The sequence below is a fragment of the Methylophilus medardicus genome (genome assembly GCF_006363955.1).
In the GTDB taxonomy this organism is placed as follows: domain Bacteria; phylum Pseudomonadota; class Gammaproteobacteria; order Burkholderiales; family Methylophilaceae; genus Methylophilus; species Methylophilus medardensis.
Map to the genome: position 1 here is coordinate 1,278,161 of NZ_CP040948.1, position 26,529 is coordinate 1,304,689.

Sequence of the window (26,529 nt, forward strand, 5' to 3'; positions counted from 1 at the left end):
TAATGAAAATGGCAGTGATTGATCGAGTATTAATTGGTGAAGGTTTGGTAATCGAAGATCGCCCAGAGGGTGGCTTGGATTTGAAAAATGTGGCACACATTGACTTAGTGATGGGCCCACGCGGTAGCGCTGCAGAAGACGCATTTTGTCGTACGCTCACCGACCAAAAACAAGGCGTTAACGGTTTATTGGCGATTGCAGCGCCAAACCTGATGGTCAAACCAAACACAGTGATGTTTAACAAAGTGACCATCAAAGACGGTCGTCAAGCCACACAAATGTTTGGCCCAGCACAACGTGGCGTGGCCATGGCAGTGATGGATTGCGTTGCAGACGGCACGATTCCATTGGAAGAAGCAGATGACGTATTTATTTGCGTGGGCGTGTTTATTGACAGCAAAGCCGACATGGATGACCGTATTCAGGACTGGAACTATCGCGCAACTAAAATGGCGATTAAATCTGCAGTGAACCGCGAACCTAAGGCGGCTGACGTAGTGAAACAATACAAACAAGCCTTGCATCCATTTGCTGCACAAACCCCTGAAGCGCAGAATCGTCGTGCAGATGATCAAGCGGCTGCATTAGCGATCTCACAAATGCAAGAGCGTAGCAAATATGCACGCACCAGCGCTGAAGCCAAAGCCAAAGAAGAAAAGCAGATTGAATTGGCTATTTCTCAAATGAAAGACCGTATCGGCACCACCAAGGCATAACTGCCAGGCGATGTTAACCCACGGATTTGCATAGGATAACGAAGTGAATGCACTCAAAAAACAAGAACAGGAAGAGCGCGAGTTTTTGTTTACGCGCGATGATTTTGTCAGAATTAAAAGTCTGATTTATCGCCATGCAGGCATTTCATTATCCGATGCAAAGACCGATATGGTGTACAGCAGGATCGGCAGGCGTTTACGCGCTCTGGATATGCTTAGTTTTAAGCAGTATCTGGATACGCTAGAAAATCGTAATCAACCGGAGGAGTGGCAGGCGTTTACGAATGCACTGACCACGAATCTAACCTCATTTTTTCGGGAAGAACATCACTTTCCGATATTGGCAGAGCATTTAAGCAAACTGGCTGCTCGCAAACCAGCAAAACCGATCCGTATTTGGTGTTCAGCGGCATCCACCGGCGAAGAACCTTATTCGATCGCAATGACTGCCTGCGAGGCCTTTAATTCACTCAAACCACCCGTGGAAATCATCGCTACAGACATTGATACCAATGTGCTGGCGACAGCCGCGGCAGGGGTTTATCCTTTGGATCGAGTGAAGAAAATGGACGACGGCAGGGTGCGTAAGTTTTTTGAACGCGGCACTGGGAAACATGATGGATTGGTCCGCGTTAAGAAAGCCGTTCGTGAGTTGATTCATTTTCATCAACTCAATTTGCTGGATACACAATGGCCGTTTCATGATGGCTTTGATGTCATTTTTTGTCGCAATGTCATGATCTATTTTGACAAGCCGACACAAGGCAAAATTATCGAGAAATTTGTGACCTTGATGCACGAAGACAGCTTGTTGCTGGCCGGACATTCAGAAAACTTTTTGTATGTGTCTGACCACCTGCAATTGCTGGGGAAAACCGTTTATAAATTAAAAACCAGTGGCGCGGCACGTTCCAGCCTATTTACGCATCGGAAACCGTCATGAGTGTTATGCAAGAAGAAATTTCAACCACCCTGTATTTTGACAGAACGTTTAACACGAACGCCGCCAAAATATCGCCAGGGGAGTATTACTACACCGACAAAGACATGCTCATTGTCACCGTGCTTGGTTCCTGTGTGTCGGCGTGTATTCGCGACAGCCGGACTGGCATTGGCGGCATGAATCACTTTATGCTACCGGATGGGGCAGCCGCGGATAAAGATAGTCCGGTGTCTGAGTCAATGCGTTATGGCACCTATGCCATGGAAGTGTTGATTAACCAATTGTTACGTAATGGGGCCAAGCGGGAAAACCTTGAGGCCAAGATTTTTGGTGGCGGCAACGTCTTACGTAGCTTTACCACCAACAACGTCGGTGATCGAAATGCCTCCTTCGTCAAAAAATATCTCAAAGAAGAGGGCATCAAAGTGACAGGCGAAGACCTGCTGGATATTTATCCACGCAAAGTCTATTTTTTTCCTAAGACCGGTAAGGTCTTGGTTAAAAAGCTGAAACAACTGAACAACTACACATTGGTCAAACGCGAGCAAGCATACTCCAGCAAGTTGCAGACAAACGATGTGGGTGGGGATATCGATTTGTTTTAAATAATAATTAAAAAAAGGATATGCCATGAAAACAAAAGTACTCGTGATTGATGACTCGGCACTTATACGTAGTTTGCTGAGTGAAATTATCAATGACACCAAAGATCTGGAAGTGGTGGGGACCGCGCCTGATCCTTTGGTGGCGCGGGAAATGATCAAACAATTGAATCCAGATGTGTTGACGCTTGACGTCGAGATGCCACGCATGGATGGTTTGGATTTTCTGGAAAAACTGATGCGCTTGCGTCCGATGCCAGTGCTGATGGTGTCTACGCTGACCGAAAAAGGCTCTGAGATTACCTTGCGAGCTTTGGAGCTTGGTGCCACCGATTTTGTCACCAAACCTAAGATGGGCATCGCGCAGGGCATGCAACAGTATGCCGATGAAATCACCGATAAAATTCGCACAGCTTCACGGGCAAAAGTCAGTACCTTGCAAAGCATCGCCAAGGCCTCAAACACCCAAGTGCAACAAAGCGCCATTCGCAACCCCTTAATCAGTAGTGAAAAGTTATTGATTATTGGTGCGTCTACTGGCGGCACCGAGGCCATTAAGTCGGTGTTGATGCAAATGCCATCGGATTGTCCGGGCATTTTAATCACCCAACATATGCCGGCAGGCTTTACCAAATCCTTTGCCGAGCGCCTCAACACCTTGTGCAAAATCGCAGTGAAAGAGGCCGTAGATGGTGAACGTGTGTTACCAGGCCACGCCTACATTGCCCCAGGCGATCAGCATTTATTGCTAGGCAGAAGTGGGGCAAACTATGTGACAAAACTGTCCGATAGCGAACCTGTGAACAGACACAAACCCTCAGTGGATGTATTGTTTGACTCAGCAGCCACTCATGCGGGTAAGAATGCGGTTGGTATTATCTTGACCGGGATGGGCAAGGATGGTGCGGCAGGTATGCTGCGCATGAAAAATGCCGGTGCTTATAATTTTGCGCAAAATGAAGAGAGCTGTGTCGTCTATGGCATGCCGCGCGAGGCAGTCGCGCACGGCGGCGTCCATGAGGTAGGGCATCTTAAAGACCTACCGCGCATGGTGCTGCATTATTTAGCTACTAACAGTGATCGAGCCCTGCGTGTATAGCGTAGCGGTGAACAAACAGATAAATCCCGTGTTTATCAGCACTAACATGATCAATCGCTTGTTAGATAATGAACACTACGGGATTGGTAACTAATGATAGCGGAGTAACAAATGGGCAACCCTAATACTAAATTTCTAGTCGTGGACGACTTTTCCACCATGCGAAGAATCGTGCGTAACCTGCTCAAAGAGTTGGGTTACAACAATGTGGAAGAGGCTGAAGACGGCGCAGATGCGTTAAATAAGCTACGTAATGGTGATTTTGAGTTTGTGGTCTCAGACTGGAATATGCCCAACATGGATGGATTAACCATGTTGCAAAATATTCGGGCAGATAACAAGCTGTCAAAACTGCCGGTGTTAATGGTCACCGCAGAAGCAAAAAAAGAAAACATTATTGCCGCGGCGCAAGCCAAAGCCAACGGGTATGTGGTTAAGCCATTTACGGCGGCCACCTTAGAAGAAAAACTATCCAAAATCTTTGAAAAATTGGAAAAAGGCGAGGTGTAATCATGACCGAAGCTGTCAATCCGAATCAGGCCAACATTGTGGTGGATATTGCTTCCACCATGATGCAAGATCTGAACGGAAACCAACAGGAAGAAATGATCAGCCGTATCGGCCATATGACACGCTCGCTGCATGATAGCTTGAGTGGCTTGGGTTATGACAAAGTGCTTGAGCAAGTGGCGCAAGAAATTCCAGATGCGCGAGACCGTTTGAGCTATGTCGCTAAAATGACCGAGCAAGCCGCCGAGCGTGTTTTGAATGCAACGGACCAGGCCACCCCATTACAAAGCGAATTGGCAGATCGTGCAGCGTCACTAAAGCTACGTTGGGAAGAGGTGATGCAACGTGCCGCACTTAAATCAGAGTACGATGCCGTCGTCCATGAAACATTGGCTTATCTATCATCCGTCAATGAGCACACCGGCACGACCAAGTCGCTATTGATGGACATTATGATGGCGCAGGACTTTCAAGATTTGACCGGCCAAGTGATTAAAAAAGTCACTAATTTGGCGCAAGACCTTGAGCGCCAACTGGTTCAAGTGTTGGTGGATTTTGCACCGCAGGTGAAAAAAGATGAAGAGTCGCTGCTCAATGGACCGCAGATCGATCCACATAACACGGTGGATGTGGTGGCAAACCAAGAGCAGGTGGATGACTTGCTCGACAGCCTCGGCTTTTAGCGCATATTATTTTTTAAAAAAGGCATCCATGGATGCCTTTTTATTTATCATAAACCGATGCGTTGTTCTGGTTGCAAATTGGCTAACTCTTCATCCGAATACATTCGCCCACGCGTAATAAAAGCCATGCCGCTACCGCAATCTAGCGAAAATGAGCCACTCGAACCTGGCATCGCATCCAAAATAGTGTGTGTGCTATGCATAAAACTAAAGTGGCTATCGCTCATGTAAAAAATTGCGCCGCCGGGTAAATCACCCAGTTTTACATCTGCTGGACTGGCTTTAAACTCACCGGCTGGCAGGCACATTGGGCCACTGCCTTCGCAGCAACCGCCAGACTGAAAAAACACAATAGGCCCATGCTGTACAGTGAGTTGCTCAATTAAAGCCACTGCGGCTGGTGTTGCAGAAACACGCGCTGTCATCTTGCTACTCCCGTGAATATTCATATGATGATAGATAAAAAAAGGAGCGAAAAATTCGCCCCTTTTTAAACTTGGCGATTTAACCCGCCTCAAGATGGGTATTAAAAGAAACCCAATTTTTTCGGGCTGTAGCTGACCAGCAAGTTTTTGGTCTGTTGGTAATGATCCAACATCATTTTATGTGTTTCACGTCCAATGCCAGACTCTTTGTAACCACCGAAGGCTGCATGCGCTGGATAGGCATGGTAGCAATTGGTCCATACGCGACCTGCTTTGATGCCACGACCCATACGATAAGCGCGGCTTCCATCACGGGTCCAAACGCCTGAACCCAAGCCAAAGATTGTATCGTTGGCAATGCTCAATGCTTCAGCTTCATCTTTAAAAGTCGTCACTGCTAACACGGGGCCAAAAATCTCTTCTTGGAAGATCCGCATTTTGTTGTGGCCTTTAAACAGCGTTGGCTTGATGTAATAGCCTTCAGCCAGATCGCCTGCCAGAATATTGCGCTCACCGCCACATAGCTGTTGCGCACCTTCTTGGCGGCCAATATCCATGTAAGACAAGATCTTGTTGACTTGATCTTGAGACGCTTGCGCACCGATCATGGTGTTTGGATCCAGCGGGTTACCTTGCTTGATCGCCGCAACACGCGGTAATACACGCTCCATGAACTTGTCGTAAATCGATTCTTGAATCAACGCGCGGGAAGGGCAAGTACAGACTTCGCCTTGGTTAAATGCAAACAATACCAAACCTTCAACGGCTTTATCCAAGAAGTCATCATCCGCATCCATGATGTCTTCAAAGAACACATTCGGAGATTTGCCGCCCAACTCAAGGGTGGCCGGAATCAGATTGCTCGCAGCGGCTTGTGCAATATAACGACCGGTCGCCGTGGAGCCTGTAAAGGCGATTTTGGCGATACGTTTGCTGGTGGACAATGGGGCACCCACCTCACGGCCAAAGCCGTTGACGATGTTGATGACGCCTGGAGGGACCAAGTCTGCGATGACTTCCATCAAGATCAATAAGCTGATGGGGGTAAATTCAGCCGGTTTCATGACGACCACGTTACCTGCAGCCACTGCTGGCGCTAGTTTCCAAGCGGCCATCAAAATAGGGAAGTTCCAAGGGATAATTTGCCCAACCACACCCAATGGCTCATGGAAATGATAAGCCACGGTGTGTTCGTCAAGCTCACTAATACTGCCTTCTTGCGCACGCAACGCTCCAGCAAAATAGCGGAAGTGATCGGCAGCCAGTGGAATATCCGCATTCATGGTTTCACGGATGGGTTTACCGTTGTCAACTGTTTCTGCAGTGGCAATCAGCTCGAGATTTTGTTCGATGCGATCGGCAATTTTCAGCAATAAGTTTGAACGTTCAACGACTGAGGTTTTACCCCATTTATCGGCCGCAGCATGCGCAGCATCCAGTGCCAGTTCAACATCCTCTGCACTTGAACGTGCTGCTTGTGTATAAGGTTTGCCCGTGATGGGTGAAATCACATCAAAATACTCACCCTTGACCGGAGCGACCCATTTACCACCGATAAAGTTGTCATATTTGGCTTTGTATGGGACGGTGACGCCCATGGCCTTTAGAAGATCCAAACTCATAGTTACTCCTGTGCTTTTTCTATTAATATCGTAGCAGAACTGCTCTCCAAACCGCTTACACCTAATCGCAATTTACTATCGCGATAAAGATAGGTTAACACCTTATTTTACAAGGCTTTGGCCTAAGTTTGTGTGCTAAACATTAAACCTTCATAGTCACAAATGCAAGCCTTTTTCGTTAAGTTTTTGATGATTTATAAGATAGCAGAGTAGGGCTTGTAACCTGATTTAGAGCGGCTGTAATAGTCGTTAATCGCATTTAAAAATCCATTAAAATTGATTGGCGGCTGTGATATTTATGGGCTATAATCGCGCCTTCTTTCGGAGAGATGGATGAGCGGTTTAAGTCACCACCCTGGAAAGGTGGCATAGGGGTAACTCTATCGAGGGTTCGAATCCCTCTCTCTCCGCCAAATATAAAAAGCACCCAACGGGTGCTTTTTGTTTTGTGTGTCAGCCCAGTTTACAGCGGCTTCTTTTTATCAATTAATTTATCGGCTTTGGTGGTTTCTGTTGCCATTGGCTTTTTACCGCTGACACTCACGTCTTTTTTAAGATTAGCCAGCGTCGCTTGGCCAATGCCCGGCACTTGATCTAACTCGTCAACAGATTTGAATCCGCCATTTTTTTTACGATACTCCATGATGGCTTGGGCTTTGGCGGGCCCTATGCCATTCAGCGTTTCAAGTTCCGCTTGACTGGCTGTGTTGATATCTACGCCAGCAAAGGCTGCCGGTAACCACATGAAATACATTAGATAAGCGATTAAGGTTTTTTTCATAGTTCCTCCGTTTGGTCTAAATAAAAAAACAGGCTTCATGGCCTGTTTTTATTCTACGCAAAGCATTGAGTGGAGTAGAGAATCGGAACCTTAATTTAATAACTTATGTTAAATATTATTAATTATTGCGTTTAAAGCAACAAGGGGATCGGGTGCTTGCGTGATCGGCCTACCAATCACCAAATAATGCGCTCCCAGCGCTAATGCGGCTTCTGGCGTCACGATACGGGTTTGATCATCTTGATTTGCGTCGACTGGTCGAATACCAGGCGTGACCAAGCAAAAGTCGGAGCCAAGCGTCTGTTTAAGCACACTGGCTTCTTGCGCTGAACAAACCACACCATCTAAGCCAGCTTGTTGCGTCATGTTGGCTAATGCCAGCACATGCTCCGTTAATGGACGCTGAATACCGAGGCTACCTAAAGTGGCTTCATCCATACTGGTGAGTACGGTCACTGCAATCAGAAGAGGCGCTTGGGAACCATAGATTTTATCGAGGCCTTCTCTCGCCGCCACCATCATGGGGATGCCGCCACTAGCATGTACATTGAGCATCCATACCCCTAGGTTGGCGGCCGCCTGACAGGCTTTGGCAACCGTATTCGGGATGTCATGAAATTTGAGATCCAGAAATACGTCATAGTCACGTTTAACTAAAGATTCAACGAAAGCGGGGCCAGCGGCGGTAAATAACTCTTTGCCTACTTTCAACTTGCAAAGTGTTGGATCTAAGCGATCGACGAGTGCATTGGCAGCGGCTGCTTCAGCATAATCAAGCGCCACAATAATTTTGCTATCAGTCATATTCAGAGTCAGTTGAACAATAAAGTTGGGGAAAGCGAATCACTTGCGTTTGAGCAGTTTGATATCTCGGATTGTCGCCTCGGAAGGCTCGGGCGGGAGTGATTCCCAAGCGTTGCAAGCAGGGCATTGCCAGTGGTATTGTTTTGCACGAAAGCCGCACTGATCACAGTAATAGGCAGCGCGGTCACCAATGGCGTTACGTACCGTTTGCTGCATCAACTGTAAATCATGCTGTTCATCATCCAGCATGGCACGGGCTTGTAATAGTTGATCCAGTGACTTGAGGCTCGGCTTGCGGATTAATTCAGTGCGTGCCAGTTTTGCGGCTTTATCGGGGCCCTCAGCTTGCAAGGTGGCCTCGTAAAGCACCGACATCATGCTACTGATTTGGTAAGTTTCAAGGTATTGATGCAACTGATTGAGACCCTCACTTAGGCCTTTTCCTGGTGTGTGTGTAGACTCAGGCTCGGTTTCACCATACAGCAATGCATAACTTTTGAGCATTTTTTGCGCGACTAAGCCGAGGTGCTCAGGGGCTTGCATTTCAATCCGTTTCCAAAAGGCAATGGCATCCGTATGATGACCTTGTTGGGCTGCGATATCGCCCAGCAGCACATTGGCTCGCACGCAGTTTTTGTTTGCATCGAGCGCAAGCAACAGCTGCGTTTTGGCTTGCGTCCAATCTTGGCTAATCATTGCATTTGCGGCGAGCTCACAATAATATTGCGCGACTTCTTTGCGATACGATATCCCAGACGAACGCTCTAATTCTATTGCCATAGCAATGGCTTGAGACCACTCGCGTTCTTTGACATAAATCTCTAGCAGATGACGTAGGGCAGCCTGCTCGTAGCGAGTGTGACGTAAGGTCTGAAAAATTTCTTCGGCGCGATCATATAAACCGGCTTTAAAGTAATCTTGGGCCAACTCCACTTTAATGGATGTGGATTGCTGCTCGGTCAGCTCATAGTTTTCTAGCAGGTTCATGTGCAGGTGAATGGCACGGTCTGTTTCACCCGTTCTGCGAAACAGACTACCAAGCACAAAGTGCAGCTCTAAAGAGTCTTTATTGAGATACAGCGCCTCACTGAAAGCATCTACCGCTTTGTGGTACTGGTCTGCAATAAGCAGATTCAGTCCTTTAAAATACGTCGCGGGCAAGGAGGTGGATTCAGCAATCAGTTGCTTGATGTCCACACGGGCGGCAATCCAGCCCAACGTAAAAAACAGCGGCAGGATCAATAGCCACCAATATTCAAATTCAACCAACATAAGAGGTCTCTTTTCAGGTCAGGCTATATTTTACCCAAGCAATGGGCGATACGCTATGAATAGCGTGAATGCCGGATAAAAAAAACGGTATCCGAAGATACCGTTTTTTAGGACTGCACAATCAAAAAATTTTAAGATTCGATAGCATCTACGCGGTCACGCAACTCTTTACCAGCCTTAAAGTGAGGAACGTATTTCGCCGGCACTTGCACCTTGGTGCCCGTTTTCGGATTGCGTCCTAAACGAGGCGGGCGATAGTTAAGGCTAAAGCTACCAAAACCGCGTATTTCGATACGCTCCCCAGTCGCCAAGTTTTCTGTCATCGCATCGAGGATGGTTTTGACGGATAACTCGGCATCTTTCAGCACTAATTGCGGAAAGCGCTGGGCAAGCAAGTCTATCAGTTCAGATCTTGTCATGATCTAAAGCCTTCTTATTTTTTGCTATCCAGTTTGGCTTTCAACAAAGCACCCAAGTTGGTGGTACCTGCAGAAGCTTCGTCGATCATCACGTCGTCAGCTTTTGCTTTCTTGGCTTTTGGTTTGCCAGATTTGTCGTCACCAATCGGAGCGCTGTTACCGCTAGGATCTTCAGTTAACTGTTTTACGCCCAGAGAAATACGCTCTTTCTCAACATCAATACCCAAGATAACGGCTTGCAGCTCATCACCTTTCTTGAAGTTGCGAATGGCTTCTTCACCTGATTGTGTCCATGACAGGTCAGACAAATGTACCAAGCCATCGATGCCACCTGGCAAACCAATGAACACGCCAAAGTCAGTGATAGACTTGATTTGGCCAGCGACTTTGTCGCCTTTCGCATGGGTTGCAGCAAAGTCATCCCATGGGTTTGGTTTACACTGTTTCATACCCAATGACAGACGACGACGGTCTTCGTCGATCTCCAAGATCATCACTTCAACTTCGTCGCCCAATTGTGCGATTTTGCCCGGGTGAATGTTTTTGTTGGTCCAGTCCATTTCAGAAACGTGTACCAAACCTTCGATGCCTGGCTCTACTTCAACGAATGCACCGTAGTCAGTCAGGTTAGACACTTTACCGAACAGGCGTGTGCCTACTGGGTAACGACGGCTCAAAGCAACCCATGGGTCATCGCCTAATTGTTTGATACCCAGAGAAACACGGTTTTTCTCTTGATCGAATTTCAGGATTTTGGCTTCAACTTCTTCACCAACAGTCAGCACTTCTGAAGGGTGCTTGACGCGGCGCCATGCCAAGTCAGTAATGTGCAACAGGCCATCAATACCACCCAGATCCACGAACGCGCCGTAGTCTGTGATGTTTTTAACGATGCCTTTGATCACTGCGCCTTCAGTCAGGCTACCCAGCAATGCTTCACGGTCAGCGCCCAGTGTGTCTTCCATCACTGCGCGACGTGAAACCACGATGTTGTTACGCTTACGGTCCAGCTTGATGACTTTAAAATCCCACTCTTTGTTCTCGTAAGGGGTGGTGTCTTTTACTGGACGAATGTCTACTAATGAGCCTGGCAAGAAAGCCATGATGCCACTCACAGAAACGCGCAGACCGCCTTTGACACGGCTGCTCACAAAACCTTTGACCACGCGGCCTTCGTTCATGGCTTCTTCCAGATCCAGCCATGCTTGCATTTTCTTCGCTTTTTCGCGAGAGAGTTGTGTAGAACCAAAACCATCTTCCAGTTTTTCGATCGCTACTTTAACAAAGTCGCCAACGGCAACTTCAAGTTCGCCTTGCGCATTTTTAAATTCGCTAGCGTTGATAACGCTCTCGGATTTTAAGCCAGCGTTCACGATGACGAAATCATTGTCTACAGAAACCACTTCGGCGGTGATTACTTCACCAGCGCGCATTTCCTGGCGTGCCAGGCTTTCTTCGAAGAGGGCTGCAAAAGATTCCATGGAAGAAGATGTATTAGAAATAGAAGCCATTAAAAAATTGTCCAATTTTTACTCGAATGAAAGACAGACATCTTTCAGCGAGCCATTGCTACGTAGGGATACGCCATCAATGGAAAAGGTTAAAAAATATTGCTCAAGGGTTACTTGAGCAATCCGAGTCCGAAACTATACACAAAAAATTTATTGAGTTCAATGACTTATGCAATCTTTTATCATGATTGCAACCCTTTTTTAAAGGCTTCAACCACGATTGCGACCGCCTGTTCAATGTTCTTGTCCGTCGTGTCTAACAAAATGGCGTCGGGTAATTGTTTTAACGGGGCAGCGACGCGCTGGCTGTCACGCAAATCCCGCTGCTGTAAGTCTGCAAGAATCGCCGCGTAATCAGCGCGTTCACCGCGTTGCAACAATTGATCATAACGGCGCTGTGCGCGCGTTTCGACTGCGGCGGTGAGAAAAATCTTTAAACAAGCATCCGGAAAAATCACGGAACCAATGTCGCGCCCATCGCCCACCAGACCCGGCGCTTGCCTGAAGTTTCTTTGGGTTTGCAGCAAGGCAGTGCGCACCTCTGGATGCACCGCCACCTCAGATGCCCCTTTGCCCATCTGCTCACTGCGAATCTGTGCACTGACCTGCAATCCATCTAGTAATACTTCCCCATGCGCAAAGCTGATATGCATGTCAGCGGCTATGCTTGCCACCTTGGCCGCATCAGACCAAGCGATATTTTGATGATGCGCTGCGTAAGCTAGCAAACGATACAGCGCACCAGAGTCGAGGTAATGAAAGCCAAAATGACTCGCGACACGTTCTGCAACGCTGCCCTTGCCAGAGGCAGAGGGGCCATCAATCGCAATAACCGGTGGGAGAGAGGTAATTTCCATAAATTTAGTTTATCAATCTGTTTAAAACAATGAATTGGATTTAATTTAACCTTTTTTTTATCATGACTACATAGAGTTTAAGGGGTCTGTCATGATTAAAACCGCTTCATTTGCCATGTTGCATTTCAGCGTTGCATTCACCATCGCCTATCTGTTCACTGGGAGCCTGTTGGTCGGTGGGCTCATGGCTCTAGTAGAGCCCGCTTGTAATACGGTTGTGTTTTATTTTCACGAGCGCGCCTGGCAACGGCATCAGCACGGCCATGCAGCAACGGCTGCTGAGCCGGATGAACACGAGTGGGCTTATGCCGCGTAACGATGAGCCATCTACATCAGCGCACGATGCTGGCAAACACTTTAAAGTAATCCGGAAACGTTTTTGCCACGCACTTTGGGTCGTTGATCGTAATCGGTACGCCGGCCAAGCTGACTAACGAAAAGCACATGGCCATACGGTGGTCATCATAGGTGTCAATGATGGCGTTGGGTGTGAGCTGTGTTGGCGGCGTAATTTGAATGGAATCCTCACGCTCAACGACCACCGCGCCCACTTTGCGTAATTCAGTGGCCATGGCGGCAATCCGATCTGTCTCTTTGACGCGCCAACTGGCAATATTGCGCAGGGTGGTGGTGCCTTTGGCAAAAAGGGCCATGACGGCCAAAGTCATGGCCGCATCAGGAATATGATTGCAATCGAGGTCAATCGCTTTGAGCGGCTGTGTTTTTTCTGCGCGCACGTGATTTTCACCGTAAGTGAAGCGGCCACCCATTAAGCTGGCCGCCTCCGCGAAGCGGATATCCCCTTGAATACTATGCTGCCCAACACCATTCACCGTGACATCGCCCGCCACAATGCCTGCAGCAATAAAATAGGAGGCACTAGAGGCATCGCCTTCGACATAAAGCGCGCTTGGCGATTGATAATGGGTTGCGGCAGGCACATAGAACCGCTGCCATTGGTCGCGTTGCACCGTCACACCAAACTGTTGCATCAAGTTAAGTGTGATTTCAATATAAGGTTTTGATATCAGCTCACCCACCACCTCAATGGTCGCTGCTTGTCCGGTGAGCGGCAGTGCCATTAATAAGGCAGTCAAAAACTGGCTTGAGACATCCCCACGAATTTGTATGGCTTGGCTTACGTCCAGTTGCGCCGGTGAAATTTGTAGGGGAGGGTAGCCCGAGTTTGACTCATAATTAATATTCGCGCCGGCCTGCTGCAAGGCATCGACCAAGTCACCAATTGGGCGCTCATGCATACGCGGCACTCCATGTAGGTGGTAATGCCCCCCCATAAACGCCAAAGTAGCAGTCAATGGCCTAAAAGCGGTGCCTGCGTTACCTAAAAATAAGTCTGCTTGTTTGTTAGGAAAAGAACCCGCGCATCCGGTAACTTGCCAGGCATGCTCCCCAATATTTTTTAACTGCACGCCCAGTGTCGACAAGGCTTCTAGCATCCGAGCTGTGTCGTCTGAGGCAAGTAAATCTCGAATGACAGTATCACCATCAGCCAATGCAGCCAATAACAAGGTGCGATTAGAAATACTTTTAGAGCCGGGTAGGGTAATCGCGCCTAGCGCGTGGTGTGCAGCAGGTAAATGCAGTTGTTCCATGGCAATCTTAAAGAAGGCGTTATTGAATTTTTGATTTAGCCCAGTCGTTGCGCGCATGGCTGGCATGCGCAAACAGGGCATGTAAGGCGTCCCCATCGTTTTGTACCAATAGGCTGGTCATCTCGGTCAGGGCTTGCTGGTAAATTTGCAGCTCGCGTAACAAGGCGGTTTTGTTGGCGAGCGCAATATCTCGCCACATTTCTGGATGGCTACCTGCAATTCGCGTAAAGTCACGAAAGCCACTTGCAGCAAATTTAAACAAAATATCGGCGTTATCACGTTTGGCTAAATCCTCAACCAAGGCAAACGCCAATAAATGCGGTAAGTGACTCACCGCAGCAAACACATGATCGTGAGCTTCTGCCGTCATACTCGACACGATCGCGCCGCAATCCTGCCACAAGCGGGTAACCTTCGCCAAGGCCTCTGGCGCAGTTTCATTCTCTGGGGTCAAAATCACATTTTTGCCGACATACAAATCAGCCATGGCGGCAGACGGGCCGCTTTTTTCAGCACCGGCAATCGGATGACCACCCACAAATTGGCTAAATTGAGGGCCGAGCTCCGTTCTGGCATAGCCCATCACATCTGACTTAGTGCTGCCAGCATCCGTCAATACGGTGGAATCATTCAAAAACGGTCGAATTGCACGAAGAATCGCAGGCGTTTGTGCAACAGGCGTTGCGATAATGACCAGGTCTGCCGCTTGCATGGCGCTTGATAAATCGGTTTCTATTACGTCAATCAAACCCAATTGATAAGCTTCTTGCAGACTGTTGCTATGACGACCAACACCGACTATTTGCGGTGCTTGAGGCAGCTTTTTAAGCGCAAGCGCCACTGAGCCCCCGATTAAACCAACCCCAAAGATAACAATTTTTTTAAACATAATTGAATTGTACCATGGCATACAATTGGGCCCGAAGTTTGGTCCGCAGGCTTTTAAAGCGTATAATCTGAGGTTGCATTGGGGCTGACCCGGTTTCGACGTGGGTTACAAAGCAGTGCAGGGCATACCGAGGATTCAGGTTCCCTCGTAAATCCATCTGAACAAGTATAGTCGCAAACGACGAAACTTACGCTTTAGCCGCTTAATCCCGGCTGAACGCTGCACCGAAGAGCCTCTCGGTCGGGCCGGGTAACCGGCAGCAGCGTCATTTAGAGAGGATCGTGCTTTATCGGGTTGCTTGGTAAGGCATTAAATCTAAGGCAGCTCGCTAGCCATCTGCTTGCTCGTTGGTGTGTGTCTAGTTAAATTCAAACAACACAGCTAAGTATGTAGAACTGTCTGTGGAGGATTTGCGGACGGGGGTTCGATTCCCCCCAGCTCCACCAATATTGTAGTTGCTTGATGTAGTCACTTAAAATCGATTTAAACCACTGATTTTATTTAGTTTTATGAGCGTAAACAAAAGTTCACCTTCGGGTGGCTTTTTGTTTGGCTAGAACTTCTTGTATGAAAGGCTTTTTTGTTATCGATACTTTTTACCGATGACATTTTTTGAGTTTTTCGCAAAACCTGCGCTTGGCATGAATGTTCATTTGATCAAATATCATGGTCTTCCATGCAAACTTAGCCCTTATACGAGCTTCATCCGGTAAGTATTTTTCAACATCTATGTTTTTTTTTCGTGTTTGCTTTCTGTAAGGTGACAAAGCGATCGTTTTAATTTTGTGCAGTTCTTGATTTGGAACTGCCAACTTGCCATTCACCCAGCGCTGGACAATAATCGGCTTCACATCCATCAACTGTGGCAGTTGTTGCATGCGCAGCGTTTTTAAATGTTCACCAACTTTGACGTACCAAAGCAGTGTAAGCCTTGAGTTTATTTTTATGAGCGCTGACTTGTGCTGCATTGACTTTCCCCTTAACACCAATGAACAATGTTGCTTATTATTAACATATGATTTATTTTTGTAAATAAATAATTATTGATGAGCGTACTTTGAGTGTCAAACCTCTATTTATTGCCAACAAATGACACGGGTTTTAATTTATTCGTATAATGTATATTATGTTAAATTGTAGTTTTAATTATTTTGGGTCATATTTTAAGTTCATCCACCCTATTAAGGGTCGCGGCTGCTGCACAGATTGAAACTGCATAATAAAAAAAGGCCGTCACGGCCCTTTTTTATTATAACCAGCAATCAAAGTTTATTTGGTTTTGCGACGGCCTACAAAGCCCATCAAACCCAAACCAGCTAACAGCATGGCATAAGTATCCGCTTCAGGAACTTGCGCCACAGGGCTAATATTGAAGCTAACATTGAAGTCACCTCCTAAAGAACCAGCCAATTTACCACCAGCGGTCAAAAAGTAAGTGCCGGCAGCTAAATTAGTGAATGTAGACACTTCGTCGCCATTGGCATCAAAGAAACCAAAGTTCAAAAATGTCACATCATACTGTGCATTGTTACCTGCAGTGATTTCGCTGATGCTGTAAGAAAAATCAGAGATCTGTGTCAGGTTGATTTGATAGGTGTCATCAAAATAAGCACCTCTCACATTTGACGGGCCACTTGTTTTGACTGAATCAGCTTCCGCTGTCAGGCGAATGAAGTCGATGCTTTGGCTGGTGGTATAAGGACCAAAGTCTTGCGCTTGTGCTGCACCCACTGCAGCAATGCTCAAGAAGCCAACCAGTGCTAATTTTTTAAAGGTATGAACCATTACAACTGCTCCAGAGATAAATAATAACTAAAACGATGTAATCATTATTTGTGAAACGGAGAGGACACACAATAGTACAAACGGGCCAGTTCTCGTATCACTTGCACCATCATAAAAGTGAAATATTTAAGATTGATGACACTGTGACTAAATGGTGCTCATCAATGCTGCGGCGTTAATTTAAATGTCAAAATCCGGTCGCCTTGTTTAAAGCCAAATAAGGAATTTCCACCGCTGGCAACGGCAATATATTGCTCACCATTGACTTGATAGGTGATTGGCGGCGCGTTGACCCCAAACTCAGATGTGTATTGCCACAACGATTTGCCAGTTTGGCTATCATAGGCAGCAAACTTGCCATCGCCCTCACCACAAAATAACAGGCCTCCTGCGGTGGCTAACACCCCGCCCACCAACGGTTGGCTGGTTTTGTGTTGCCATGCAATGTGGCCAGATTGCAAGTCAATGGCGCTTAATAAGCCCCAGCGTGCATCATCGGTGGGTTCACTGGCGGCATAACGAATCGGTTTATCGCCAGGTTTGACCTCGGTCTCATGCACCGTATATTTGATCGGGCTATGAATGGCCGCGACGTAGACACGTTGTTGTTGTTCATCAAGACTGACTGGCGACCAGTTGGCGCCGCCAAGGATACCCGGATAAATGACGGTGCCCTCGGCACTGGGCTTTTTGAATAAATTGCGTTGCGGCACAAAAGGGTCCGATTTGGCAAGAAATTGCCCAGTCAAGCGGTCATGAATATAAAACCACCCTGCTTTGCTGGCTTGGCCTACCGCAGCAATGGTTTTGCCTTGATGTTGATAATTAAACAAGACAGGCGGGCTGGCGAGATCATAACCCCACAAGTCATGCGGCACTTGTTGGTAATGCCATTTGTATTTGCCGGTTTCGGTATCTAATGCCACCAATGAAACCGTGTAGAGATTGTCACCCGGCCTTGAAACATCGTTCATTTGCGGGGAGGGATTACCTGTGCCGAAATAGAGCGTGTGTGTGGCTGCATCAATTGCTGGCGTGCTCCAAGCCGACCCACCGCCAAATCGAGCGGAATCTGGAAAGTCTTTCATGGCGGCTTTTTCAGCGGCTACATCGCGCTCAAACTGGCTGCCATCCGCCGTTTTTGTAGTGAACTGCCCTTCCCAGCCTTGCTTAGGAATGGTATCGAATTGCCACACTTGATGGCCATCTTTGACATCAAATGCCGCTAAAAAGCCAGGGCGTCCATAGCGTCCGGTGACACCAATCACGGCGCCGAGCGGCGCATCACTACGCGGATTATCAATATGCAGCCCATAACCCACGCCAGTGATGCCAATAATGACTTTATGTTTGTAGACCACCGGAGCCATCGCAATGCCTACACCGGTGCCGCCTGTCACTTTGCGGGTTTTATTCGGGTCATTACCGCTCAGGGTGTCTTGATGTTCGGTATTGACTTGTTGACCTGCAACGTCGATGTCCCATACTTTTTGTCCCGATTTTGCATCTAGGGCAACCAGTCGAGCATCCACAGTGCCCATAAATACTCTGCCCTCAGCCACGGCAACACCACGATTGGCCGGGCCACAACACATCGGCCAGTCGGCTTTGCGAACATGCGTATACTTCCATAATTGTTTGCCTGTGCGCGCGTCGAGTGCAATCACATGGTTGAACGGCAGGCTGATGTACATGATGCCGTCGACTACAATCGGCGTCGCTTGAAAAGTCGCTTTCACACCAGTATCCACTGACCAAGCCGGCTGCAACTGTGCGACAGTGTTGCGATTAATCTGCGACAAACCTGAAAACCGTTGTGCTTCTGGGCTTAATCCATAGCTCGGCCAGTCGGTAAGCTTTGCCGCCGGGGCTTCAGACTTAGGCAACTGTGCACATGCCACTAATAAGCTACAGGTGGCAACGGAAATAACAGAATTTAAAAAATAATTTGACATGTTTTTTAAACAAAATATGAAATGACTATACAGGTTAGTATACACCTAAATGCAGGCGCGCAAAGTGCTGGATGACATGCTGCCGCTTTATCTATTAAGCTGCGCAAATGCAAGTGCATAAATATTTTTTTTAATGAAACTAAACTAAGCGGTGAATAGACATATACTGCAATAATAATTAATCGCAGCAATAACCATCATGACATCAACCACCTCCATCGCACTACAGCTCGCCGAAAAAGGCTTACTTCCAGACAGTATCATCCGCCAAGGGATTCAAAAACTTTGTAAAACCAGATTGCTGGAAATTGCAGAGAACAATTGTGAGCAAGCACAATCTTCGTTAATACAGTTTGTGCAGCAAATGAAAGTGGCTGACATTGCGCCATTACCCGAAAAAGCAAATGCGCAACACTATGAAATTCCGGCAGCGTTTTATCAGTATTGTCTCGGCACGCATCGTAAATACAGTAGTTGTTTTTGGATGCCAGACACCAAAAGTTTAGACGAAGCAGAGCAACTCGCATTGGCCCAGACCAGTGCCCATGCACGCTTGGCAGATGGTCAACATATTCTTGAACTTGGCTGTGGCTGGGGCTCTCTTACATTATGGATGGCTAGCCATTACCCGAATGCCCACATTACCGGCGTCTCCAATTCAGCGTCCCAGCGCACTTATATTCTGCAACAAGCGCAGGCGAGAGGTCTAAGCAACATTCACATCATCACGGCAGACATGAATGTGTTTGATATTGACCAGACTTTTGACCGTATTGTGTCCGTAGAAATGTTTGAACACATGCGTAATTATCAAGTGCTCTATGGCAAGGTAGCCAAATGGCTGAAGCCGGATGGCTTATTTTTCAAGCACATTTTTGTACACCGCTATGCGCCTTATACTTTTGACGTCAAAGCAGAAGATGATTGGATGAGTCAATATTTTTTCAGTGGCGGCATGATGCCAAGTGATGATTTACCACTGTATTTTCAAGATCACCTTAGCATTGTCGATAAATGGCGCTGGGATGGCACCCATTACGAAAAAACTGCCAACGCTTGGCTAGAAAACATGGATCAGCATCATCAGACGCTCACCCCGATTTTGCAATCGATTTATGGCGAAAAAGATGCAGAAATGTGGCGGCAACGCTGGCGCATCTTTTTTATGGCTTGCGCAGAACTATTTGGCTATAACCATGGACAGACATGGTGGGTCAGTCATTATTTATTTTCAAAGAAATAATATTCAAAATTAAATATGTATTCTAAGAAACTGATTATATTTAATTTTATTGGTTTTCAGATCCTTTGGTGGGCATGCATTTTGTCTGCCAAACCACAGTTAAGCTGGGCAGTACTCGGTTTAGTAGTCGTGCTTACATGCGTGCATCTACATTGGGTAGAAGGATGGAAGCAAACACTGCCTTTGCTCATAACCACTTTGATCGGCTGTATTTTGGATCAATTTGGCTATTATATGGGCTGGGTTGATTTTGAATTTCATTCGTTATTCACTGCTTACATTCCGCTGTGGATGATCGCTTTATGGTTGGCTTTTTCAATGACAGTGAATGTCAGCATGCGCTGGTTGCAAGGCAAAAACACACTTGCTGTATTGTTAGGGGCAGTATTTGGCCCACTGGCCTATGTGGGCGCACAACAATTACAGGTAGTCACCCTACCCTTCGATACACTCAGTTTGATATGGGTGGCGGTTGAGTGGGCTGTGGCGATGCCAATATTGCTTTGGGTACGTCAACAATTTAATCACGATGTGAACATGGAGTTGCCATGATCTATCAGTATGCATTGATTGCCATATTATTGTTTGCACTCAGTGGCTGGTTGCTGAGTTTTGCGACCAAGCATTACAGCCACGTTGACAGCATGTGGAGCCTGTTTATGGCCATCACTGCTTATGTCAGTGCCTTGTTTGTTTACGATCTGTCTGCGCGGGCCATTCTTGTATTAATTGCAATCACCGTGTGGGCGCTGAGGTTGAGTCTATTTTTAACCTGGCGCAACTGGGGCAAAGAAGACCATCGCTATCAAACCATACGCCAAAATAACGAACCGCATTTTTGGTTTAAAAGTTTATACATTATTTTTGCTTTTCAGGCAGTCTTGGCTTGGATCATCTCTTACCCACTCTTCGCTGCGGTGACTGATGGTAGCTCTCTCAATGCTTGGGATGTGGCGGGCTCGCTACTTTTCGTGATCGGCTTTTATTGGGAAGCAGTCGGAGATTGGCAATTAATGCGGTTTCGCAAACAAGCAGATAGTCATCAAGCCGTGTTGCAAACGGGGTTGTGGCGTTACAGTCGCCACCCAAACTATTTTGGTGAAAGTCTGATCTGGTGGGGGTTTGGGTTGATAGGCGCAGCCACTGGTAACCCTTGGGTTTGGATTTCCCCAGTAATCATGACTTTCTTGTTACTTAAAATTAGCGGTGTCAGCCTGATGGAGCAAACCATTCACAGTCGTCGTCCAGGGTATGCGCAATATGTCAAAAATACCAATGCGTTTATTCCCGGCATTCCAAAAAGTGAAGGTTAACAAGATGCTTCACGTTCGATCTTGGTGCTTGTTATGTGTGGCTGCGTTGAGCTTCACGCCATTGGCCGAAGCCAAAGACTGGTCTTTCGACGTCTGGCTTGATAAGCAGAAAATCGGCACGCACACCTTTAGTTTGAATCAAAACCAGCTGCAAAGTCGGGCAAACTTTAAAGTAAAAGTGCTGTTTATCAACGCCTATCGCTATCAGCATCAGGCGGACGAGACTTGGCAAGGTCAATGTTTGAGCCAATTAAATGCGCATACTGAAGAAAATAAAGACATTACCGATGTCAAAGGTCAGCTACAAGAGACGCAATTCAATGTTGAAAAAAATGGCATCAAACAAGCATTACCCGCTTGTGTCATGACGTTTGCATACTGGAACCCCAATATACTCAAACAATCGCGATTATTGAATCCGCAAAATGCTGAATACTTAGATGTGACGGTCAAGGATGAAGGCAATCAAAGCATTCAAGTAAAAGGGCAATCCGTGCTGGCGCATCAATATCGCCTAAACGGGCGTTTTCAGGGCAAAGAAAAATTAAAAATTACCGTATGGTATGACCAACAACAAGATTGGGTCGCTTTGGAATCCATTACGCCAGAAGGTTACAAAATTGTATATAAACTCAATTAATCAATATGTTAAAAATTTTATTTAAAGTGATTTCTATAATGAGCATCTTCGGATTGACTGCATGCCAGAATCTGCCCCCGATCAAAACGGTGGGTCAAGTGAACCTTGAGCGCTTCATGGGGGATTGGTATGTGATCGCGGCGATTCCTACCTTTATTGAAAAGGACCCTTACAACCCAGTCGAGCGCTATCAGCAGAATACAGATGGTTCGATTGCGACGACGTTTACTTTCTATCAGGGCAGCTTTGACGGGCCTTTAAAAACTTATCATCCCACCGGTTTTGTGGTTGAGGGTAGCAACAATGCTGAATGGAAGATGCAATTCGTCTGGCCGTTCAAATCTGAATATCTGATTGCCTACTTAAGTGAGGACTATCAACACACGGTGATTGCCAGAAACAAGCGTGATTATGTGTGGCTGATGTCACGCCAGCCCCACCTGGACACTGAAACATACAACACGCTGGTGAGCAAAATCAAAGATATGGGTTATGACACCAGCAAGTTACAAGTTTTTCCACATCAAAAATAAAAAAATAAATGCTTAAGGTTTGCGAGAGGGATGTTTCATGCAACAAAGAATTTCAGGCTTATTATGGCGCTTGGTTGGCTGGTTAGATAATCACCGCTATCAACCGCCAGAAACTGCAAGCGCCGAGAGTATAGACTGGTGGCGCGTGTTGCCGTTTGTTGCCTTACACCTTGGCTTAGTATCGCTGTTCTGGGTAGGCTGGAGCCCATTTGCAGTGTTTTTAGCCGTATTGGTGTATGTGGTACGTATGTTTGCGATTACAGGTTTTTATCATCGCTATTTTGCACACAAAACGTTTCAAACCTCACGCGTGACGCAGTTTGTGTTCGCTTTGATCGGTGCCAGTGCAGTGCAACGTGGACCGTTGTGGTGGGCCGCCCATCATCGCAGCCATCACATGCATTCAGACCAACCGCAAGATGTTCATTCACCGCATCAACATGGCTTTTTGTGGAGTCATTTAGGCTGGTTTTTAAGCCATGCCAACTTTAATACGCAACTGGATCGCGTACGTGAGTTAAGCCGCTTCCGAGAGTTATGCTGGTTGGATCGTTTTGATAGTTTGGTGCCGATCGCGTTTGCACTGGGCTTGTACGGTCTCGGCGAGTGGCTTCAAGCGTATGCACCTTCTTTACACACCAACGGCCTACAATTAATTGTTTGGGGCTTCGTGGTGTCTACCATTGCGCTTTATCACGCCACATTTTGTGTTAATTCATTGGCCCATGTCTGGGGCAGCCGCCGTTACGCCACGCGTGACCACAGCCGTAACAATTTATTGATCGCCATTTTGACGCTTGGCGAAGGCTGGCATAACAACCATCATCATTTTCCTGGGGCGGCTAAACAAGGCTTTTACTGGTGGGAAATTGACCTAACTTATTATGGCCTGAAGTTGCTTTCTGCGCTTGGTATTATCTGGCAACTCAAGCAAGTACCTGACAATGTGCGTGCGCAACATGCAGCAAAAGAGGATCATGCATGAATATTGCCATCATTGGTGGCGGTATCGCCGGCAATACCCTTGCCTATCACCTACATAAACAGCATCAAATCACCCTATTTGAAAGCAATGACTACCTAGGCGGTCATACCCATACCCATCAGGTCAACGTGGGTGGTCAACAACACAGCGTCGACACTGGATTTATCGTATTCAACGACAAAACCTACCCAGAGTTTGAACGGATCCTTCGCGAAAACCAGGTCGAGTGGCGTGACAGCGCCATGAGCTTTAGTGTGCGCAATGAAACCAGTGGCCTCGAATACAACGGCACCACCCTGAACAGCTTATTTGCCCAACGCCGCAATTTGTTCTCTCTGAGCTTTTACCGCATGGTGAAAGACATTTTACGCTTCAACAAACAATCGCTGGCATTGTTAGCGCCTGGTAACGAGATGCCGCTTGGTGAATATTTGCAGCTGCATGGCTATTCTGCGCAATTTATTCGCGACTACATCGTGCCAATGGGTGCCGCCATCTGGTCCACAGATGCTGAACAAATGTTGCAGTTCCCAGCCCGCTTTTTCGTCCGTTTTTTTCATCATCATGGCATGCTCAGCATAGACCAACGCCCGCAATGGCGCACGATTGTCGGTGGTTCGGCGCGTTATCTGGATAAAATTTCTGCCGGTTACCGCGATCGGGTCCAGCTGGGGACATCGGTCACCGCAGTGGTGCGTCATGCGCAAGGCGTAAACATCACCACCAATCACGGCAACACACACACCTTTGATTATGTATTTTTTGCCTGTCACAGTGATGAGGCATTGCAGATCCTGGGTGCAGAAGCCACCGCCGCCGAGCGTGAAGTGTTGTCTGCCATTCCTTATCAGGACAATACGGTGTACCTGCATACCGATGCCAAGTTAATGCCCAAACGTCCATTGGCTTGGGCGGCATGGAACTATCATGTCACGGCCAAACCGAGTGGCAAGGTACAAGTGACCTACAACATGAATATTCTGCAGGGCATTCGCTCGACGGAGCCATTGCTGGTCACCCTCAATTACACAGAGGCCATCGACCCGGCCAAAGTGATCAAAAAATTGCATTATCGTCATCCGTTGTACACCTTGGCTGGCGCAGCTGCACAAGCCCGGCATGCCGACATCAGTGGCGCAAATCGCACCGCTTACGCTGGCGCGTATTGGCGTAATGGCTTTCACGAAGATGGTGTTGTGAGCGCTCTAGCCGCCATACAACACTTTGAGGCGGCCACTGCATGACCTCCAGTAACCCACAGGCATTACACAGTGCGATTTACACGGGTTGGGTGAGTCATCAACGCTTGCAACCCAAACTGCATGGCTTTCGCTATCAGCTATTCATGCTTTACATCGATTTGGCTGAGCTGCCCACCCTTTTTAAGGGCAATACGTTCTGGTCATTTCTGACGCCCAATCTGGCATACTTCAGACGCAAAGATTATCTGGGCCCGCCTGAAAAGTCGCTGGATAGTTGTGTACGTGACCTCGTTGAGCAAGAAACCGGGCAGCGCCCGCTGGGTCGCATCGGGTTGTTGACCCACTGTCGCTACTGGGGGGTGTGTTTTAACCCAGTCAGTTTTTACTATTGCCACAATGAAGCTGGCCAATTGCAAGCCATTATCAGCCACATCACCAATACGCCTTGGAAAGAACGTTTTGCTTACGTACACGCAGTGAAAGATGATTCTTTGCTGTTTAAGTTAAAAAAAGACTTTCATGTCTCGCCTTTTATGCCCATGCAAATAGATTACCAGTGGCAGTTCTCCACGCCGGGGCAGGAGCTCAATGTGCATATGCAAAACTGGCAGCAGGAGCAGGCAATGTTTTTTGCCACGTTAAAAATGCAACGGCAACCCTGGCAGGCCAGCGCGCTGAACCGTATGTTACTCAATTACCCATGGATGACACTGAAAGTCATTCTGTCTATTTATTGGCAAGCCCTACGCCTGTGGCTCAAAAGAATTCCTTTTTACCCACATCCTGAGCAGCCTGCCAACCGCGGAGATGAATCTTGACGATAGCCCCCTCCCCCCTTCCCGTGACCACGGATACCCTGACGAAGCCACTCAAGCCAAAAAGTCGGGCTAAGTGGGTAGCCAAGCTGGCAAAATCGCAGGTGCTCAGTCGTTTGTCTGGATTACGCAAAGGGCAATTGATTCTGATCGATGGCAGTGAACGTCATGTATTTGGTCGCCTTGATGCAGGTGACTTACAGGCGACTATTACCGTGCATGACCCACGCTTTTACGGCGAGATTGCCTTCGGTGGCAGCATCGGTGCCGGTGAGGCTTATATGCTCGGTTATTGGCAGGCCGATACGCTGACTAACGTCGTTCGTTTGATGGTATTAAATCAGTCTGTAATGGATACCTTGGAAGGCGGTTATCAATGGTTCACCAAACCCTTACTCAAAGTCTTCCATTGGTTAAACAGTAACAGCGAAGCAGGCAGCCAGAAAAATATTGCTGCGCATTATGATCTTGGCAATGATTTGTTTCAATTATTCCTCGATCCGACCATGATGTATTCGTCAGCTATGTTTGACGAGGACACCGCAACCTTGCAAGCCGCCTCTGAGCGAAAATTGCAAGTCATTTGTGACAAGTTGCAGCTGGTCCCCACCGACCATGTGTTAGAAATTGGCACTGGCTGGGGCGGCTTTGCGATCTATGCCGCCAAACATTATGGCTGCCATGTCACCACTACCACTATTTCTGAGCAGCAATATCTACTGGCACAAAGCCGGATACTGGCGGAAGGGCTGCAAGATCAGATCACTTTGCTCAAGCACGATTATCGTCACTTGCAAGGCCAGTTTGACAAGTTAGTATCGATTGAAATGATTGAGGCGGTAGGCCATCAATATTATGACACCTACTTTAACAAGGTGAGCCAGCTACTCAAGCCAGACGGCGTGGCTTTGATACAAGCCATTACCATTGCCGACCAGCGCTATGAGAGTGCGATTCGCTCTGTCGACTTTATTCAGCGCTATATTTTTCCGGGGTCGAATATTCCCTCGAATACAGCCATGCTCACCAGCATCACCAATGCCAGTGATTTACGACTGGTAGATTTGCAAGACATCGGTTTAGACTATGCGACCACCTTACGCTTATGGCGCGAAAACTTTTTTGCGCAATTGGATGCAGTGCGTCAACTAGGCTACAGCGAAGCGTTTATTCGCATGTGGGATTTTTATCTCAGTTATTGCGAGGGTGGCTTTGCGGAATGCGCGCTTGGGGATGTACACCTGCTGCTGGCCAAACCAGAATATCGCGCGCTCAAGCGGGTGTAATGGCCACCTACCACGTGATACACTTG

Annotated in this window: 29 protein-coding genes, 1 tRNA gene and 1 other RNA gene; 18 read left to right on the top strand and 13 right to left on the bottom strand. The window is 47.3% G+C overall.

Features of this window, described 5'->3' with window-relative positions:
- Positions 1 to 8: 8 nt before the first annotated feature.
- The 6 genes from fae (at position 9) to cheZ (ending at position 4,553) form a co-directional block, all read left to right on the top strand.
- Positions 9 to 716 (top strand): formaldehyde-activating enzyme, encoded by a 708-nt coding sequence (gene fae / locus FIT99_RS06250; RefSeq protein WP_140003492.1) that lies wholly within the window; start codon positions 9 to 11, stop codon positions 714 to 716.
- Between the two features lie 43 nt (positions 717 to 759).
- Positions 760 to 1,659 carry a CheR family methyltransferase gene (locus FIT99_RS06255; protein WP_140003493.1) on the top strand — a complete coding sequence of 300 codons (900 nt, stop codon included), beginning with the start codon at positions 760 to 762 and terminating at the stop codon, positions 1,657 to 1,659.
- Positions 1,656 to 2,264: a chemoreceptor glutamine deamidase CheD gene (gene cheD / locus FIT99_RS06260; RefSeq protein ID WP_140003494.1), complete on the top strand. Its 609-nt coding sequence runs from the start codon at positions 1,656 to 1,658 to the stop codon at positions 2,262 to 2,264. The genes FIT99_RS06255 and cheD overlap by 4 nt, the downstream gene beginning before the upstream one ends.
- A 25-nt stretch (positions 2,265 to 2,289) precedes the next feature.
- A complete protein-coding gene (locus FIT99_RS06265; protein WP_140003495.1) occupies positions 2,290 to 3,360 on the top strand; it encodes a protein-glutamate methylesterase/protein-glutamine glutaminase in 1,071 nt (356 codons plus the stop codon).
- Positions 3,361 to 3,471: 111 nt separating this feature from the next.
- The gene (gene cheY / locus FIT99_RS06270) at positions 3,472 to 3,870 is read left to right on the top strand and encodes a chemotaxis response regulator CheY (protein ID WP_019882316.1); all 399 of its coding nucleotides are present in this window, start codon (positions 3,472 to 3,474) and stop codon (positions 3,868 to 3,870) included.
- A gap of 2 nt (positions 3,871 to 3,872) precedes the next feature.
- Positions 3,873 to 4,553 carry a protein phosphatase CheZ gene (gene cheZ, locus FIT99_RS06275; RefSeq protein WP_140003496.1) on the top strand — a complete coding sequence of 227 codons (681 nt, stop codon included), beginning with the start codon at positions 3,873 to 3,875 and terminating at the stop codon, positions 4,551 to 4,553.
- 47 nt (positions 4,554 to 4,600) lie between these two features.
- On the opposite strand, the gene FIT99_RS06280 is transcribed toward cheZ, so the two are convergent.
- Both FIT99_RS06280 and exaC read right to left on the bottom strand, forming a co-directional pair.
- A complete protein-coding gene (locus FIT99_RS06280; protein ID WP_140003497.1) occupies positions 4,601 to 4,978 on the bottom strand; it encodes a DUF779 domain-containing protein in 378 nt (125 codons plus the stop codon).
- Positions 4,979 to 5,079: 101 nt separating this feature from the next.
- Positions 5,080 to 6,600, bottom strand: coding sequence for an acetaldehyde dehydrogenase ExaC (gene exaC, locus FIT99_RS06285; RefSeq protein WP_140003498.1), 1,521 nt, complete (start codon positions 6,598 to 6,600; stop codon positions 5,080 to 5,082).
- Between the two features lie 323 nt (positions 6,601 to 6,923).
- Between exaC and FIT99_RS06290 the strand changes: the two genes are divergently transcribed.
- Positions 6,924 to 7,013 (top strand) — tRNA-Ser (locus tag FIT99_RS06290).
- A 50-nt stretch (positions 7,014 to 7,063) separates the two neighbouring features.
- Here FIT99_RS06290 and FIT99_RS06295 read toward each other — a convergent pair.
- From FIT99_RS06295 to cmk, 6 genes are all read right to left on the bottom strand, one after another.
- On the bottom strand, positions 7,064 to 7,381 hold the full coding sequence (locus FIT99_RS06295; RefSeq protein WP_140003499.1) for a ComEA family DNA-binding protein: 318 nt from the start codon (positions 7,379 to 7,381) through the stop codon (positions 7,064 to 7,066).
- 108 nt (positions 7,382 to 7,489) lie between these two features.
- Complete coding sequence (gene pyrF, locus FIT99_RS06300) at positions 7,490 to 8,185, bottom strand: orotidine-5'-phosphate decarboxylase (RefSeq protein ID WP_140003500.1); 696 nt, start codon at positions 8,183 to 8,185, stop codon at positions 7,490 to 7,492.
- A 39-nt stretch (positions 8,186 to 8,224) separates the two neighbouring features.
- Positions 8,225 to 9,457 carry a lipopolysaccharide assembly protein LapB gene (gene lapB / locus FIT99_RS06305; protein ID WP_140003501.1) on the bottom strand — a complete coding sequence of 411 codons (1,233 nt, stop codon included), beginning with the start codon at positions 9,455 to 9,457 and terminating at the stop codon, positions 8,225 to 8,227.
- Between the two features lie 131 nt (positions 9,458 to 9,588).
- The gene (locus FIT99_RS06310; RefSeq protein ID WP_018985241.1) at positions 9,589 to 9,876 is read right to left on the bottom strand and encodes an integration host factor subunit beta; all 288 of its coding nucleotides are present in this window, start codon (positions 9,874 to 9,876) and stop codon (positions 9,589 to 9,591) included.
- Between the two features lie 14 nt (positions 9,877 to 9,890).
- On the bottom strand, positions 9,891 to 11,387 hold the full coding sequence (rpsA, locus tag FIT99_RS06315) for a 30S ribosomal protein S1 (protein WP_189524798.1): 1,497 nt from the start codon (positions 11,385 to 11,387) through the stop codon (positions 9,891 to 9,893).
- 182 nt (positions 11,388 to 11,569) lie between these two features.
- Positions 11,570 to 12,244 carry a (d)CMP kinase gene (gene cmk / locus FIT99_RS06320; protein ID WP_140003502.1) on the bottom strand — a complete coding sequence of 225 codons (675 nt, stop codon included), beginning with the start codon at positions 12,242 to 12,244 and terminating at the stop codon, positions 11,570 to 11,572.
- Between the two features lie 91 nt (positions 12,245 to 12,335).
- Between cmk and FIT99_RS06325 the strand changes: the two genes are divergently transcribed.
- Positions 12,336 to 12,560, top strand: coding sequence for a DUF2061 domain-containing protein (locus FIT99_RS06325; RefSeq protein ID WP_140003503.1), 225 nt, complete (start codon positions 12,336 to 12,338; stop codon positions 12,558 to 12,560).
- Positions 12,561 to 12,576: 16 nt separating this feature from the next.
- Here FIT99_RS06325 and aroA read toward each other — a convergent pair whose 3' ends face one another.
- Complete coding sequence (aroA, locus tag FIT99_RS06330; protein WP_140003504.1) at positions 12,577 to 13,857, bottom strand: 3-phosphoshikimate 1-carboxyvinyltransferase; 1,281 nt, start codon at positions 13,855 to 13,857, stop codon at positions 12,577 to 12,579.
- Between the two features lie 19 nt (positions 13,858 to 13,876).
- Positions 13,877 to 14,746: a prephenate dehydrogenase gene (locus FIT99_RS06335; RefSeq protein ID WP_223261304.1), complete on the bottom strand. Its 870-nt coding sequence runs from the start codon at positions 14,744 to 14,746 to the stop codon at positions 13,877 to 13,879.
- Positions 14,747 to 14,826: 80 nt separating this feature from the next.
- Here FIT99_RS06335 and ssrA point away from each other — a divergent pair.
- Positions 14,827 to 15,192, top strand: a transfer-messenger RNA (tmRNA) gene (gene ssrA / locus FIT99_RS06340).
- A 150-nt stretch (positions 15,193 to 15,342) separates the two neighbouring features.
- Here the strand turns inward: ssrA and FIT99_RS06345 are convergent.
- The 3 genes from FIT99_RS06345 to FIT99_RS06355 form a co-directional block, all read right to left on the bottom strand.
- Positions 15,343 to 15,714: a hypothetical protein gene (locus FIT99_RS06345; protein ID WP_140003506.1), complete on the bottom strand. Its 372-nt coding sequence runs from the start codon at positions 15,712 to 15,714 to the stop codon at positions 15,343 to 15,345.
- Positions 15,715 to 16,015: 301 nt separating this feature from the next.
- On the bottom strand, positions 16,016 to 16,531 hold the full coding sequence (locus tag FIT99_RS06350) for an FxDxF family PEP-CTERM protein (RefSeq protein WP_140003507.1): 516 nt from the start codon (positions 16,529 to 16,531) through the stop codon (positions 16,016 to 16,018).
- 161 nt (positions 16,532 to 16,692) lie between these two features.
- Entirely contained in the window at positions 16,693 to 18,486 is a 1,794-nt protein-coding gene (locus tag FIT99_RS06355; RefSeq protein ID WP_140003508.1) for a pyrroloquinoline quinone-dependent dehydrogenase, read from the bottom strand.
- A 199-nt stretch (positions 18,487 to 18,685) separates the two neighbouring features.
- Here FIT99_RS06355 and FIT99_RS06360 point away from each other — a divergent pair, with 199 nt between their 5' ends.
- From FIT99_RS06360 to FIT99_RS06400, 9 genes are read left to right on the top strand one after another with little or no spacing between them, the layout of a single operon-like run.
- Positions 18,686 to 19,729, top strand: coding sequence for an SAM-dependent methyltransferase (locus FIT99_RS06360; RefSeq protein WP_140003509.1), 1,044 nt, complete (start codon positions 18,686 to 18,688; stop codon positions 19,727 to 19,729).
- A 15-nt stretch (positions 19,730 to 19,744) separates the two neighbouring features.
- Positions 19,745 to 20,281, top strand: a complete 537-nt coding sequence (locus FIT99_RS06365; RefSeq protein WP_140003510.1) for a DUF2878 domain-containing protein — start codon at positions 19,745 to 19,747, stop codon at positions 20,279 to 20,281.
- Positions 20,278 to 21,042 (top strand): DUF1295 domain-containing protein, encoded by a 765-nt coding sequence (locus FIT99_RS06370; protein WP_140003511.1) that lies wholly within the window; start codon positions 20,278 to 20,280, stop codon positions 21,040 to 21,042. Before FIT99_RS06365 ends, FIT99_RS06370 begins: the two co-directional genes overlap by 4 nt.
- A gap of 4 nt (positions 21,043 to 21,046) precedes the next feature.
- Positions 21,047 to 21,682 carry a DUF6134 family protein gene (locus FIT99_RS06375; RefSeq protein WP_140003512.1) on the top strand — a complete coding sequence of 212 codons (636 nt, stop codon included), beginning with the start codon at positions 21,047 to 21,049 and terminating at the stop codon, positions 21,680 to 21,682.
- Between the two features lie 5 nt (positions 21,683 to 21,687).
- Positions 21,688 to 22,215, top strand: coding sequence for a lipocalin family protein (locus tag FIT99_RS06380; RefSeq protein WP_140003513.1), 528 nt, complete (start codon positions 21,688 to 21,690; stop codon positions 22,213 to 22,215).
- Positions 22,216 to 22,252: 37 nt separating this feature from the next.
- Positions 22,253 to 23,200 carry an acyl-CoA desaturase gene (locus FIT99_RS06385; RefSeq protein WP_140003514.1) on the top strand — a complete coding sequence of 316 codons (948 nt, stop codon included), beginning with the start codon at positions 22,253 to 22,255 and terminating at the stop codon, positions 23,198 to 23,200.
- Positions 23,197 to 24,444, top strand: coding sequence for an NAD(P)/FAD-dependent oxidoreductase (locus FIT99_RS06390; RefSeq protein WP_140003515.1), 1,248 nt, complete (start codon positions 23,197 to 23,199; stop codon positions 24,442 to 24,444). The genes FIT99_RS06385 and FIT99_RS06390 overlap by 4 nt, the downstream gene beginning before the upstream one ends.
- On the top strand, positions 24,441 to 25,220 hold the full coding sequence (locus FIT99_RS06395) for a DUF1365 domain-containing protein (RefSeq protein ID WP_140003516.1): 780 nt from the start codon (positions 24,441 to 24,443) through the stop codon (positions 25,218 to 25,220). Before FIT99_RS06390 ends, FIT99_RS06395 begins: the two co-directional genes overlap by 4 nt.
- Positions 25,214 to 26,503, top strand: coding sequence for a class I SAM-dependent methyltransferase (locus tag FIT99_RS06400; protein WP_396652225.1), 1,290 nt, complete (start codon positions 25,214 to 25,216; stop codon positions 26,501 to 26,503). The genes FIT99_RS06395 and FIT99_RS06400 overlap by 7 nt, the downstream gene beginning before the upstream one ends.
- Positions 26,504 to 26,529 lie beyond the last annotated feature (26 nt).